14 protein-coding genes are annotated in these 14,103 nt (G+C 61.8%); 12 read left to right on the forward strand and 2 right to left on the reverse strand.

Translation table 11 applies throughout. The features are described 5' to 3' along the window. The first annotated feature begins 244 nt into the window (after positions 1–244). The 6 genes from AC06G5_RS29670 (at position 245) to AC06G5_RS29695 (ending at position 5,551) form a co-directional block, all read left to right on the forward strand. Positions 245–1,108, forward strand: coding sequence for a YicC/YloC family endoribonuclease (locus tag AC06G5_RS29670; protein WP_413423325.1), 864 nt, complete (start codon positions 245–247; stop codon positions 1,106–1,108). A 12-nt stretch (positions 1,109–1,120) separates the two neighbouring features. Next, a complete protein-coding gene (gmk, locus tag AC06G5_RS29675; protein WP_003229498.1) occupies positions 1,121–1,741 on the forward strand; it encodes a guanylate kinase in 621 nt (206 codons plus the stop codon). Between the two features lie 167 nt (positions 1,742–1,908). Continuing rightward, positions 1,909–2,172 carry a DNA-directed RNA polymerase subunit omega gene (gene rpoZ / locus AC06G5_RS29680; RefSeq protein ID WP_007921129.1) on the forward strand — a complete coding sequence of 88 codons (264 nt, stop codon included), beginning with the start codon at positions 1,909–1,911 and terminating at the stop codon, positions 2,170–2,172. Between the two features lie 57 nt (positions 2,173–2,229). After that, positions 2,230–4,335, forward strand: coding sequence for a bifunctional GTP diphosphokinase/guanosine-3',5'-bis pyrophosphate 3'-pyrophosphohydrolase (spoT, locus tag AC06G5_RS29685; RefSeq protein WP_085723649.1), 2,106 nt, complete (start codon positions 2,230–2,232; stop codon positions 4,333–4,335). 27 nt (positions 4,336–4,362) lie between these two features. Beyond that, a complete protein-coding gene (locus AC06G5_RS29690) occupies positions 4,363–4,743 on the forward strand; it encodes a RidA family protein (protein WP_003229509.1) in 381 nt (126 codons plus the stop codon). 67 nt (positions 4,744–4,810) lie between these two features. Beyond that, positions 4,811–5,551, forward strand: coding sequence for a hypothetical protein (locus AC06G5_RS29695; protein WP_413423321.1), 741 nt, complete (start codon positions 4,811–4,813; stop codon positions 5,549–5,551). Positions 5,552–5,692: 141 nt separating this feature from the next. Here AC06G5_RS29695 and AC06G5_RS29700 read toward each other — a convergent pair whose 3' ends face one another. Next, positions 5,693–6,550 (reverse strand): NAD-dependent epimerase/dehydratase family protein, encoded by an 858-nt coding sequence (locus AC06G5_RS29700; RefSeq protein ID WP_413423319.1) that lies wholly within the window; start codon positions 6,548–6,550, stop codon positions 5,693–5,695. Between the two features lie 188 nt (positions 6,551–6,738). Here AC06G5_RS29700 and exbB point away from each other — a divergent pair, with 188 nt between their 5' ends. From exbB to AC06G5_RS29730, 6 genes are all read left to right on the forward strand, one after another. Continuing rightward, positions 6,739–7,704 carry a tonB-system energizer ExbB gene (exbB, locus tag AC06G5_RS29705; protein WP_413423317.1) on the forward strand — a complete coding sequence of 322 codons (966 nt, stop codon included), beginning with the start codon at positions 6,739–6,741 and terminating at the stop codon, positions 7,702–7,704. A 6-nt stretch (positions 7,705–7,710) separates the two neighbouring features. Continuing rightward, positions 7,711–8,139, forward strand: a complete 429-nt coding sequence (gene exbD / locus AC06G5_RS29710; RefSeq protein WP_103395949.1) for a TonB system transport protein ExbD — start codon at positions 7,711–7,713, stop codon at positions 8,137–8,139. Beyond that, positions 8,136–8,885: an energy transducer TonB family protein gene (locus AC06G5_RS29715; RefSeq protein ID WP_480458712.1), complete on the forward strand. Its 750-nt coding sequence runs from the start codon at positions 8,136–8,138 to the stop codon at positions 8,883–8,885. The genes exbD and AC06G5_RS29715 overlap by 4 nt, the downstream gene beginning before the upstream one ends. 180 nt (positions 8,886–9,065) lie before the next feature. Next, a complete protein-coding gene (locus AC06G5_RS29720; protein WP_057395888.1) occupies positions 9,066–9,995 on the forward strand; it encodes a hydrogen peroxide-inducible genes activator in 930 nt (309 codons plus the stop codon). A gap of 9 nt (positions 9,996–10,004) precedes the next feature. Beyond that, positions 10,005–12,080, forward strand: a complete 2,076-nt coding sequence (recG, locus tag AC06G5_RS29725) for an ATP-dependent DNA helicase RecG (protein ID WP_413423315.1) — start codon at positions 10,005–10,007, stop codon at positions 12,078–12,080. Between the two features lie 78 nt (positions 12,081–12,158). Beyond that, on the forward strand, positions 12,159–13,562 hold the full coding sequence (locus AC06G5_RS29730; RefSeq protein WP_413423313.1) for an aminoacyl-tRNA deacylase and HDOD domain-containing protein: 1,404 nt from the start codon (positions 12,159–12,161) through the stop codon (positions 13,560–13,562). A gap of 154 nt (positions 13,563–13,716) precedes the next feature. On the opposite strand, the gene AC06G5_RS29735 is transcribed toward AC06G5_RS29730, so the two are convergent. Next, entirely contained in the window at positions 13,717–14,088 is a 372-nt protein-coding gene (locus AC06G5_RS29735; RefSeq protein WP_413423311.1) for a helicase, read from the reverse strand. Positions 14,089–14,103 lie beyond the last annotated feature (15 nt).

The following is a 14,103-nucleotide window of genomic DNA, read 5'->3' on the forward strand; positions in this document are numbered from 1 at the left end:
AAAACTGCGGAGCATTATAGAGCCGACGGCCGCCACTGGGCACTTCTAAAAAAATCCGCCGACGACCGATGGCTCTGTACCGCGCGTCGGCGAAGGCCTGCCGCTCTTTGTCACACCCTGTGTTTGGGCGCATCCGCGCCACTGCGCTACAATCCTGCGCCTTTGCTGCCAGTCGGCTTTAATTCATTGATATCGGATTGCCGGAACCTCGGTTCTGTGCCGATCCGCATTGCGAGGTACCGCCATGGTGCACAGCATGACCGCCTTCGCCCGCGTCGAAAAAGCCGGCGTCCAGGGCACCCTGAGCTGGGAACTGCGGTCGGTCAACAGCCGCTACCTGGAGCCCCACCTGCGCCTGCCGGAGTCCTTTCGCGACCTCGAGGGCGCTGTTCGTGAAGCCCTGCGCCAGGGTGTATCGCGGGGCAAGCTCGAATGCACCCTGCGCTTCACCGAAGAGAACACCGGCAAAGCACTGCAAGTCGATCAGGAGCGCGCCGCGCAACTGGTCGCCGCTGCCGAGACCATCGCCAGCCTGATCAACAACCCGGCAGCGCTGAACCCGCTGGAGGTCCTGGCCTGGCCCGGCGTACTGGTTGGCGACGCCACCGACCCACAAGCCCTGAACGCAGAAGCGCTGGCACTGTTCAATCAGGCTCTCAAAGAACTGAAGGCCGGCCGCGAGCGCGAAGGCGCGGAGCTGGCTCGGCTGATCAACGAACGCCTGAGCTCCATCGAAGAAGACGTGGTCACCTTGCGCGAACTGGTCCCGCAGATGCTCGCCACCCAGCGCCAGAAAGTCCTCGACCGCTTCGCCGACATGAAGGCCGAGATGGATCCGCAGCGCCTGGAGCAGGAAATGGTCATGCTCGCGCAAAAAAGCGACGTCGCCGAAGAACTGGATCGCCTGAGCACTCACATCATCGAAGTTCGCCGGGTGCTCAAATCCGGCGGCGCTGCCGGTCGGCGCCTGGACTTCCTGATGCAGGAACTCAACCGCGAAGCCAACACACTGGGCTCCAAAGCCTTCGACCCGCGCAGCACCCAGGCTGCGGTCAACCTCAAGGTGTTGATCGAGCAGATGCGCGAACAAGTGCAGAACATTGAGTAAGGCTACCCCGACATGACCCACAGCACCGGCACCCTGTACATCATTTCCGCCCCTTCGGGCGCGGGCAAGAGCAGTCTGGTCAAGGCCCTGACCGACGCCAATCCGGAGATTCGCGTATCGATTTCCCACACCACCCGTGCCATGCGTCCGGGTGAAGTGGACGGCGTGAACTATCACTTCGTGACCCGCGAAGAGTTCGTGAAGATGGGCGAGCACGGCGACTTCCTCGAACGCGCCGAAGTCTTCGGCAACTTTTACGGTACCTCGCAAAGCCGCCTGCAGCAGACACTGGACGAAGGTCACGACCTGATCCTTGAAATCGACTGGCAAGGCGCCGAGCAAGTGCGCAAGCTGATGCCGCAGGCACGCTCGATTTTCATTCTGCCGCCGTCGCTCCAGGCCTTGCACCAGCGCCTGACCAACCGCGGTCAGGACAGCGACGAGATCATCGACGGCCGGATGCGTGAAGCCGTCAGCGAGATGAGCCATTACGTCGAATACGACTACCTGATCATCAACGACGATTTCGCCCATGCGCTGGACGATCTGAAGGCGATTTTCCGCGCCAATCAGCTGCAGCAGAAACGCCAACAGGTGCGTTTCGGCAAATTGCTGGCTGAATTGCTCGGTTAATCAGCTCTTCCCAAAACCGTTGCAAGGGCTTTACATTGGCACTTGCAGCGCGTTGAAGGGCTTGGTCAAAAAATCAGCGCTTCCCTAATCGCTGGTGATTTTTTAAACTGTTGAGTCCGCTCGCCCATCCGGGCAGCGCGCATATTGCATTTGCTACGAGGAAGACCATGGCCCGCGTAACCGTTGAAGACTGCCTAGAACACGTGGATAACCGCTTTGAGCTGGTCATGCTCTCTACCAAGCGTGCCCGTCAACTGGCCACCGGCGGCAAAGAGCCGAAAGTAGCATGGGAAAACGACAAGCCTACCGTCGTCGCCCTGCGCGAAATCGCTGAAGGCCTGATCGACTACGCAGCTATCGCCGAAGCCGAAATCGTTGAAGATGAACCGCTTTTTGCTGCATTCGAGGACGAGTCCAACGAGGCCGTCTAAGCCTATGCCTGGTCGACGTGGCACGGCGCGGGATCACAGCTTGTGGCAGGAGACATCATGCCGAGCATAGACGCCCTCGCCGATCGCTTATCGGCCTACCTCGGCAAGGACCAGGTCAACCTGGTCCGCCGAGCGTATTTCTACGCTGAACAAGCCCACGACGGCCAACGCCGCCGTAGCGGCGAAGCGTACGTCACGCACCCACTCGCGGTTGCGAATATTCTTGCCGACATGCACATGGACCATCAGAGCCTGATGGCTGCGATGCTGCATGACGTGATCGAAGACACCGGCATTGCCAAAGAGGCGCTGCAAGCGCAGTTCGGCGAAACCGTGGCCGAACTGGTCGACGGGGTCAGCAAACTGACCCAGATGAACTTCGAGACCAAGGCCGAAGCCCAGGCTGAAAACTTCCAGAAAATGGCCATGGCCATGGCCCGCGACATTCGCGTGATCCTGGTCAAGCTGGCCGACCGCCTGCACAACATGCGCACCCTGGAAGTGCTGTCCGGCGAAAAGCGCCGGCGCATCGCCAAGGAAACCCTGGAAATCTATGCGCCCATCGCCAACCGGCTGGGCATGCACGCCATCCGCATCGAGTTCGAAGACCTCGGCTTCAAGGCCATGCACCCGATGCGTTCCGCGCGGATCTACCAGGCCGTCAAACGCGCCCGGGGCAACCGCAAGGAAATCGTCAACAAGATCGAAGAGTCCCTGAGCCACTGCCTGGCCATCGATGGCATCCAGGGCGAGGTCAGCGGTCGCCAGAAACACCTCTACGGCATCTACAAGAAAATGCGCGGCAAGCGTCGGGCCTTCAACGAGATCATGGACGTCTATGCGTTCCGGATCATCGTCGACAAGGTCGATACCTGCTACCGCGTGCTGGGTGCTGTACATAATTTGTACAAACCATTGCCGGGACGCTTCAAGGATTACATCGCGATCCCCAAGGCCAACGGCTATCAGTCGCTGCACACCACGCTGTTCGGCATGCACGGCGTGCCGATCGAGATCCAGATCCGCACCCGCGAAATGGAAGAGATGGCCAACAACGGCATCGCCGCCCATTGGCTGTACAAATCCAGCGGCGACGAGCAGCCCAAAGGCACCCATGCCCGCGCCCGTCAGTGGGTCAAGGGCGTGCTGGAAATGCAGCAACGCGCCGGCAACTCGCTGGAATTCATCGAGAGCGTGAAGATCGACCTGTTCCCGGACGAGGTCTACGTGTTCACGCCCAAAGGCCGGATCATGGAGCTGCCCAAGGGCTCCACGGCGGTCGACTTTGCCTACGCGGTGCATACCGACGTCGGCAACAGCTGCATTGCCTGCCGGATCAATCGTCGTCTCGCGCCGCTGTCCGAACCGCTGCAAAGCGGCTCCACGGTCGAGATCGTCAGTGCTCCCGGCGCGCGGCCGAACCCGGCCTGGCTCAACTTCGTGGTCACCGGCAAGGCGCGCACACACATTCGCCATGCACTGAAACTGCAGCGTCGCTCCGAGTCCATCAGCCTCGGCGAACGCCTGCTGAACAAGGTCCTCAACGGTTTCGACAGCGCGCTGGAAAAAATCCCGGCCGAGCGCGTCAAGGCCATGCTCGTCGAGTACCGCCTCGAACTGATCGAAGACTTGCTGGAAGACATCGGCCTGGGCAATCGCATGGCCTATGTGGTGGCCCGCCGACTGCTGGGCGAGGGCGAACAGTTACCAAGCCCGGAAGGCCCGCTGGCGATTCGCGGTACCGAAGGCCTGGTGCTCAGCTACGCCAAGTGTTGCACGCCGATCCCGGGCGACCCGATTGTCGGCCACCTGTCCGCGGGCAAAGGCATGGTCGTGCACCTGGACAACTGCCGCAACATCAGCGAAATCCGCCACAACCCGGAAAAATGCATCCAGCTCTCGTGGGCCAAGGATGTCACCGGCGAATTCAACGTCGAGCTGCGCGTCGAGCTGGAGCACCAGCGCGGCCTGATCGCCCTGCTGGCCAGCAGCGTCAACGCCGCCGACGGCAACATCGAGAAAATCAGCATGGACGAACGCGATGGTCGCATCAGCGTGGTCCAGTTGGTGGTCAGCGTGCACGACCGCGTGCACCTGGCCCGCGTGATCAAGAAACTGCGCGCCTTGACCGGGGTGATTCGAATCACCCGCATGCGTGCGTAGCAATCCATCCATTACAAGGAGTCATTCATGACCAAGACTGTTATCACCAGCGACAAGGCCCCGGCCGCCATCGGTACTTACTCCCAGGCGATCAAGGCTGGCAACACCGTTTACATGTCGGGTCAGATTCCTCTGGACCCAAAAACCATGGAACTGGTCGAAGGCTTCGAAGCCCAGACCGTCCAGGTGTTCGAGAACCTCAAGGCCGTGGCTGAAGCCGCTGGCGGTTCGTTCAAGGACATCGTCAAGCTGAACATCTTCCTCACCGACCTGAGCCACTTCGCCAAGGTCAACGAGATCATGGGCAAGTACTTCGACCAGCCTTACCCTGCCCGCGCCGCCATCGGCGTAGCAGCCCTGCCAAAGGGTTCGCAGGTTGAAATGGATGCCATCCTGGTCATCGAGTAATCCGTGCGGCGCAGCCTCGGGCTGCGCCGACTGCTCTGCTGTAAAGAAAGCTTGAAAGGATTCCACCATGCGCAACGCGCTTGCTCTCTCGCTGCTCGCCCTGTTCCTGGGCGGATGTGCCAGCAACCCTGCCGATCGTGATATCAGCGGCACCTGGATCAACCAGGTGGCGATCGATGCTGCAGCCAAAGGCGTCCCCCTGCGTGAAGCGCTCCAGGCCTATGGCCCGAACCTGGAATGGGACATCAACACCAAGGCCAGCCAGGCCCGCTACACCAACGGTTTTGAAAACGTCGAAGGCAAGCTGCTGGGTGAAGAATCCGGCGCCTGGAAAGTCGACTTTTATGGCAGCTCGGCCAGCGAACTGAAGCGTGACGGCAAGCAACTGAGCCAGTCTGCCAGCGACAACGAGCCCGAGCAGGTTTTCGATCGCGCCGCGACTCCGGTACCGGATGGCGCTCCGATCGGTGCCAGTTTCGAGCGCGCACTGTATTCAGCGTACATGGGCGGTGGCTGGACAATCGTCAGCGGCCCCGGAGAAGGCAGCACGGTTCAATTCCAGGCCGACGGCCAGGTGAGCGGCCTGCCAGGCAGCGATCGTTATGCGTTGTGCCTGGCCGGCGATTGCGCATCCATGAGCGGCGGCAATGACAACATGTGGCTGCAACTCAATGGCCAGGGCAACGCCTGGATCTTTGCGCGCAAGGGCAAAGAGCTGGAGATTTTCCAAGCCGTGAACACGGCACAGGCGGACGAGATGCCCTCGTTCACCCCGGGCGAGCGCAAGTGGTTGCTGGAAAAGCAGTAACCCTGATCTGACTGCAAAGAAGATTTAATGTGGGAGCGGGCTTGCTCGCGAAAGCGGTGTATCAGTCGACATCAACGTTGAATGATAAATAGCCTTCGCGAGCAAGCCCGCTCCCACATTTTGGTTTCTGGTGACTGAAAGTCAGCAGCGGCCTTCTAGAATCGCCGCATACCCCTCGCGGAAGCTTGGATAATTCGGCGCCCAGCCCAAGGCTTTGGCCCGCGCATTAGTGCAACGCTTGCTGCCGGTGCGACGTACGCTGGCGTCGTCGTCCCACTCGGTCACGCCCAGATACCCGCGCAACCAGTTCACCACATCGGCCAGCGCCGCCGGTTCGTCATCGACGCCGATGTAGACATCATCCAGTGCCACCCCACGCCGATCCGCCTCAAGCAGGCACGCCATCAACCCTGCGGCATCGTCCGCATGAATCCGATTGGCATACAACGGTGGCTCGACCGCCACGCGATAACCCCGGCGTACCTGCGTCAGCAGCCATTCACGGCCGGGGCCGTAAATGCCGGTCAAGCGCACGATACTGGCCGGAATGCCGCTTTTAAGGGCAAGTTGCTCGGCTTCGAGCATCACACGTCCGGAATAGCCCGCCGCCACGGCTGGCGAAGCCTCGTCGACCCATTCGCCATCCTGCTGTCCGTAAACACTGCTGCTGGAAACGAACAACAGGCGGTTGGGCACCTGTCCGTAGTCGTTCAGCCACTCCAGCACATGCTCCAGGCCCTGGACATAGGCAGCACGGTAACCGGCTTCATCGTGATCGGTGGCCGCCGCGCAATACACCAGGTAATCCACGGCACCGACCGGCCAGGTGTCCGGGCAGTCTTTGTTGAACAAGTCACCGGCAACGCCGATGACGCCCACGGGCAGACGTGAAACGTCGCGCCGCAGACCCTGGACCTCCCACCCTGCCGCCAGCAGTTGTGTAGCCAGGCGGCTGCCGACATCACCGCAGCCGGCGATCAAAACAGTAGGCGCAGACATCAGAAAACTCCCATCGCAAAGCCACAGACTAGCGCCGGCCATAGACAGGCGGCTAGCAATGCAGGAAAAAAAGAGACGCTATTACTTCTGTTAACAAGAATTACTTGCAATAATGCGCCCCACTTTTGTTCTCGGCCTTTCGAGGCCTGGAAGAACATCACCCGTTTATTCTCTCAGGTCCGGCCAGCATGACACGCAATCAATTCCCCGCTTCGCCAACCAAACGACCTCGCGCCTGGAGCGCGGTGGCCGCCCTGCTGCTCAGCCTGATGCTGGCACCGGTTGCCGCTTTCGCTGACGCCCAGGCGCCGGCCACTCCAGCTGTCGCAGCCGCCGCTCCTGCCGACCACACAGTCCCGGCCGTGGCGCCTGCCGCCACCGACCCGGCCCAGGCTGCGGACACCCTTGGCGAAGACGTTCCTGAGGTCCTCGAAGCCGACAACACGCTGGGCATGGCCCATGACCTGTCGCCGTGGGGCATGTACAAGAATGCCGACATCATCGTGAAAATCGTGATGATCGGCCTGGCCATCGCCTCGATCATCACCTGGACCATCTGGATCGCCAAGGGCCTTGAGCTGATGGGTGCCAAGCGTCGTCTGCGTGGTGAAATCGCCCAGCTGAAAAAATCCGCCTCCCTCAAGGAAGCCAGCGCCACGGCGGCGAAGGAAGGAACCCTGGCCAACCTGCTGGTCCATGACGCCCTCGAAGAGATGCGCCTGTCGGTCAACAGCCGTGAGAAAGAAGGCATCAAGGAACGCGTCAGCTTCCGTCTTGAGCGCCTGGTCGCGGCCTGCGGTCGCAACATGAGCAGCGGCACCGGCGTACTGGCGACCATCGGTTCCACCGCACCGTTCGTCGGCCTGTTCGGTACCGTGTGGGGCATCATGAACAGCTTCATCGGCATCGCCAAAACCCAGACCACCAACCTCGCCGTCGTGGCTCCCGGCATCGCCGAAGCCCTTCTGGCGACCGCGCTGGGTCTGGTCGCGGCGATTCCTGCGGTGGTGATCTACAACGTGTTCGCCCGCTCCATCGCCGGCTACAAGGCGCAGGTGTCCGATGCTTCGGCGCAAGTCCTGCTGCTGGTCAGCCGCGACCTCGATCACCAGCCTGAGCGCAGCTCGCAACCGCACATGGTGAAAGTGGGGTAATCGGCCATGGGCCTGCATTTGAAAGAAGGGGCAGACGACGATCTGTCCGAAAACCACGAAATCAACGTCACGCCGTTCATCGACGTGATGCTGGTGCTGTTGATCATCTTTATGGTGGCGGCGCCGCTGGCCACCGTGGACATCAAGGTCGACCTGCCCGCCTCCACCGCCAAACCGGCACCGCGGCCAGAAAAACCGGTGTTCCTCAGCGTCAAGGCTGACCAACGCCTGTTCCTCGGTGAAGACGAAGTGAAGGCTGAAGCACTCGGCGCCACGCTCGACGCCAGAACCCAGGGCAAGAAAGACACGACGATCTTCTTCCAGGCCGACAAAGGCGTGGATTACGGCGACCTGATGAGCGTGATGGATAACCTGCGCTCGGCGGGTTACCTGAAGGTCGGTCTGGTCGGTCTCGAGTCGGCAGTCAAGAAATGATCACGACGCGCCATAAGCTGACGCGTTACAGCGGTAGCCTGGCCGTGGTGCTGGGCGCTCACGCGCTGGCCATTGCACTGGCGCTGAACTGGTCCACCCGTCCGCCCATCGAATTGCCTCCTCAGGCAATGCTGGTCGAACTGGCACCGGTTCCGGCCCCGCCACCGCCTGCTCCGCCGAAGGTCGTCACCCCTGTGCAGCCACCGGCTCCGGTTGAAGAACTGCCGATACCCAAGCTCGCTGAAGCGCCGAAGGCTGAAATTGCCGTGCCCAAGCCCGTCAAGCCAAAGCCGAAGCCGCAGCCGCCCAAGCCGGTAGAGAAGAAACCCGAACCGCCGAAGGAAAAACCGGCCGAAGAAAAACCGGCCGAAACGCAACAGACTCAGGCGCCAACGGAGAAATCCGCCCAGCCTGCCCCGGGTCCGTCGCCGGCTCAACTGGCAGCCAAGGCCAGCTGGCAAGGCACGCTGCTGGCACACCTGCAGAAGTACAAAAAGTACCCTGCCAGTGCACAGGCGCGGGGCAAGGAAGGGATGAACCGTCTGCGTTTCGTCGTGGATGCCGAAGGCAATGTGTTGTCGTTTGAACTGGTAGGCGCCTCGGGCACTGCCGATCTGGACCGGGCCACCCTGGAAATGATCCGCCGCGCTCAACCGCTGCCCAAGCCACCGGCCGACATGCTGACCAATGGCTCCATCGAAATCGTTGCACCGTTTGTGTATTCGCTGGAAAAACGCCGGCGGTAAACACCGCCGAACCCCTGTAGGAGCGAGCTCGCTCGCGAATGAGGCGAACGATAACGCTTGAAGCCTGACACCCCACGGCGGTCTCAGGTTTTTCACGAGCAAGCTCGCTCCTACGTCTGATAACGTGCGTCTATCGATTGCAGCCGGTATGCTTGGCCCGCAACTTCATGGACGCTTGCTATGACCCTCACAGAATTACGCTACATCGTTACCCTCGCCCAAGAGCAGCACTTCGGCCACGCGGCCGAGCGTTGCCACGTCAGCCAGCCGACCCTTTCGGTGGGCGTGAAAAAGCTTGAAGACGAACTCGGTGTGCTGATTTTCGAGCGCAGCAAAAGCGCCGTGCGCCTGACGCCGGTCGGCGAAGGCATCGTGGCCCAGGCTCAAAAGGTACTGGAACAGGCCCAGGGCATCCGCGAACTGGCCCAGGCCGGCAAGAACCAGCTGACCGCCCCGCTGAAAGTCGGCGCGATCTATACCGTCGGGCCATACCTGTTCCCGCACCTGATTCCGCAACTGCACCGGGTAGCCCCGCAGATGCCGTTGTACATCGAAGAAAACTTCACCCACGTGCTGCGCGACAAACTGCGTAACGGCGAACTCGATGCGATCATCATCGCCCTGCCGTTCAGCGAAGCCGATGTGCTGACCCTGCAACTCTACGACGAGCCGTTCTACGTGCTGATGCCGGCCCAGCACCCGTGGACGCAAAAAGAGTCCATCGACGCCAACCTGCTCAACGACAAGAGCCTGCTGCTGCTCGGCGAAGGTCACTGCTTCCGCGACCAGGTGCTGGAAGCCTGCCCGACCCTGACCAAAGGCAACGACGGCGCCAAGCACACCACGGTGGAATCCAGCTCCCTGGAAACCATTCGCCACATGGTCGCGTCCGGCCTGGGCATTTCGATCCTGCCGTTGTCCGCGGTCGACAGCCATCACTACGCCCCTGGCGTGATCGAAGTGCGCCCGTTGTCGGCACCCGTACCGTTCCGCACTGTGGCCATTGCCTGGCGCGCCAGCTTCCCGCGCCCGAAAGCGATTGAAATCCTCGCCGACTCCATTCGCCTGTGCTCGGTGGCCAAGCCAGCGGCGCAAGCCGCTGTGGGCTAAGCAACGGTCATGAGCGAGTTGTCGCAAGTGTCGGTGACGGCACTCAAGGGTGTCGGTGAAGCCATGGCCGAGAAACTGGCCAAGGTCGGTCTGGAAAATCTCCAGGACGTATTGTTTCACCTGCCCCTGCGCTATCAGGATCGCACCCGCGTGGTCCCGATCGGCGCGTTGCGACCCGGTCAGGATGCGGTCATTGAAGGCACCGTCAGCGGCGCTGATGTGGTCATGGGGCGCCGGCGCAGCCTCGTGGTTCGATTGCAGGATGGTACCGGGGGCTTGAGCCTGCGCTTCTACCATTTCAGCAACGCGCAGAAAGAAGGCCTCAAACGCGGCACGCGGATTCGCTGCTACGGCGAAGCGCGGCCCGGTGCTTCGGGGCTGGAGATCTACCACCCGGAATACCGCGCCATCAACGGCGACGAGCCGCCGCCCGTGGATGAAACCCTGACCCCGGTGTACCCGCTCACCGAAGGCCTGACCCAACAGCGCTTGCGCCAGTTGTGCATGCAGACCCTCACCCTGCTCGGCCCGAGCAGCCTGCCCGACTGGCTGCCGAACGAACTGGCCCGGGACTACCAACTGGCGCCGCTGGCCGATGCGATTCGCTACCTGCACAACCCGCCCGCCGATGCCGACGTCGATGAACTGGCCCTCGGTCACCACTGGGCGCAACACCGCCTGGCCTTCGAAGAACTGTTGACCCATCAACTGTCGCAACAGCGCCTGCGCGAAAGCATGCGCGCCCTGCGTGCGCCAGCGATGCCCAAGGCAACGAAGCTGCCAGCCAAATACCTGGCCAACCTCGGCTTCAACCCGACCGGCGCCCAGCAACGGGTCGGCAACGAAATCGCTTACGACCTCAGCAAGCACGAACCGATGCTGCGGCTGATCCAGGGTGACGTCGGCGCCGGTAAAACCGTGGTCGCCGCACTCGCCGCGCTGCAAGCGCTGGAGGCCGGTCATCAAGTGGCCCTGATGGCGCCCACCGAGATTCTCGCCGAGCAGCACTTCATCACCTTCAAGCGCTGGCTCGAACCGCTGGGCATCGAAGTCGCGTGGCTCGCCGGCAAGCTCAAGGGCAAGAACCGCACGGCCGCGCTGGAGCAAATCGCCAACGGCACGCCGATGGTGGTTGGCACTCATGCGCTGTTCCAGGATGAAGTGCAATTCCAGAACCTGGCGCTGGTGATCATCGACGAACAGCACCGCTTCGGCGTGCAGCAGCGCCTGGCCTTACGGCAGAAGGGTGTTGGCGGACGCATGTGCCCGCACCAGTTGATCATGACCGCCACGCCGATTCCGCGCACGCTGGCCATGAGCGCCTACGCCGATCTCGACACCTCGATCCTCGACGAATTGCCTCCCGGCCGAACGCCGGTGAACACCGTGCTGATCACCGATACCCGACGGGTCGAAGTCATCGAGCGGGTACGCAGCGCTTGCGCCGAAGGGCGTCAGGCCTATTGGGTTTGCACCCTGATCGAAGAGTCGGAAGAGTTGACCTGCCAGGCCGCCGAAACCACCTTTGAGGACCTCACCGCCGCCCTCGGCGAGCTGAAGGTCGGGCTGATCCACGGCCGTATGAAGCCTGCGGAAAAAGCCGCGGTAATGGCCGAATTCAAGGCCGGCAACCTGCAACTGCTGGTCGCGACCACGGTGATCGAAGTGGGTGTCGACGTGCCCAACGCCAGTTTAATGATCATCGAGAACCCCGAGCGCCTGGGCCTGGCGCAACTGCACCAGTTGCGCGGCCGCGTAGGCCGGGGCAGTGCAGTCAGCCATTGCGTGCTGCTCTACCATCCGCCGCTGTCGCAGATCGGTCGTCAACGACTGGGTATCATGCGCGAAACAAACGACGGCTTTGTCATCGCCGAAAAAGACCTGGAACTGCGCGGCCCCGGCGAAATGCTCGGCACGCGCCAGACCGGCCTGCTTCAATTCAAGGTCGCCGACTTGATGCGCGATGCCGATTTGCTGCCCGCCGTGCGGGATGCTGCCCAGGCTTTGCTCGAGCGCTGGCCGACCCACGTCAGCCCGCTACTCGATCGATGGCTGCGTCATGGCCAACAATACGGCCAGGTGTGACAACCTTCACGGTTTCTGAGGCGTGGCCCCAAGCAAGCTGGTTATACTCCCGCAATTGTTTAAGTACGGATACAGACCATGACCGAAGTTGCCTTCGCACCCGACGCCCCGCACGCTCCGTCGGTTATTCGGCTGATGCTGGGCAAGTTGGGCATTGCCTACGAAGAAGTGCTGGACCATCACGGCCTGAATGCCGCGCGCAAAGTGCAGGCCGTTCTGCTGGATGACAGTGTCGGCGCGTTGATGGTGCTGTTTGCGCAGAGCCAATTGCTGGACCTCAATCGCCTCACTGAACTCACCGGTCGCCGCCTCACCGCCGTACCCACCGAACGCCTGACAAAAATGCTCGGCAAGCACAACCTCAGCTTGCTGCCGGGTCTGCCGGCGCTGACCAGTTCACCGTGCCTGTACGACGAAAGCCTGCTGCGCGAGCCGAAGTTGCTGATCAACTCCGGTGAGCCGGGCGTGCTGCTGGAAATCTCCAGCGAAGACTTCAAGACGACCATGCTGACCAAGGCCAGCGCCGCCAACTTCGGCGAAAACCTGACCAGCATTCGTCCCAACCTCGACCGCCCCGATGACGACCGCGAGGAAATCACCCAGGCCGTCCAGGCGTTCACCGCGCGGCGCATCCAGCAACGTCTGGAAGCGACCATCGAGATTCCGCCGCTGGCCGAAACCGCGCAAAAAATCATCAAACTGCGCGTCGACCCCAACGCCACCATCGACGACATCACCAGCGTGGTCGAAACCGACCCAGCGCTGGCCGCACAAGTGGTGAGCTGGGCGGGATCGCCGTACTACGCCTCGCCGGGCAAGATCCGTTCGGTGGAAGACGCCATCGTGCGCGTGCTGGGCTTCGACCTGGTGATCAACCTCGCACTGGGCCTGGCCTTGGGTAAAACCCTAAGCCTGCCCAAGGACCACCCGCAACACTCCACGCCGTACTGGCAGCAATCGATCTACACCGCCGCCGTCATCGAAGGCCTGACCCGCGCCATGCCGCGCGCCCAGCGTCCGGAAGCCGGCCTGACCTACCTGGCCGGCCTGCTGCACAACTTCGGCTACCTATTGCTGGCACACGTGTTCCCGCCGCACTTCTCGCTGATCTGCCGCCACCTGGAGGTCAACCCGCACCTGTGCCACAGCTTTGTGGAACAGCACCTGCTGGGCATCAGCCGCGAACAGATCGGCTCATGGCTGATGCGCTACTGGGACATGCCCGAAGAGCTGGCCACCGCCCTGCGCTTCCAGCACGACCCGGCCTACGACGGCGCCTACGCCGAATACCCGAACCTGGTCTGCCTGTCGGTGCGCCTGTTGCGCAGCCGTGGCATCGGCTCCGGCCCCGACGAAGACATCCCCGACGCCCTGCTCGAACGCCTTGGCCTGAGCCGCGAAAAAGCCAACGACGTCGTCAGCAAAGTCCTCGAAGCCGAAGTGCTGCTGCGCGAACTGGCTTCGCAATTCACTCAAGGCTGAAAAGCATCGCGAGCAGGCTCGCTCCCACAAGGATCACCAAAACCTTGTAGGAGCGAGCTTGCTCGCGAAAGTCGTCAACGATGACGCGTGCATCCTGGATAACCGCGGGGGGCTTGAGTTTCTCGTCGGAACGCCGCCCGGAGCAAGCTCGCTCCTACACCTTCTTCGGCTTCAAATATTTGGTCAGCCCCTGGAACCAGATCACCAGCGCCGGATTGCCCCTGATCTGAATCGACTTGTCCTGAATCCCCGTCATGAACGCCAGCTGCTTGTTCTTCGCCTGCATCGTGGCAAAGCCGTATGCGGCGTCTTTAAAGGCAATCGCAAACGCTGGCTCGGCATGCACACCCGATTGGCTGGTAATGCGCTGGTCCTTCACGCGGAAATGCCGCGCCACTTTCCCGTCCAGGGTCTGCAGCTGAAACACCAGGTCCTTGTCACCCAACTGCTGCTGAAACGCCGGATTGGTCCGGCTGGCCTTACCCATCAACAAACCCAGCATCCACAGCAGAAAACGAAATTTCATGCGCACAGCCTCAGA

The sequence above is a fragment of the Pseudomonas sp. WT-JTC genome (assembly GCF_056711565.1).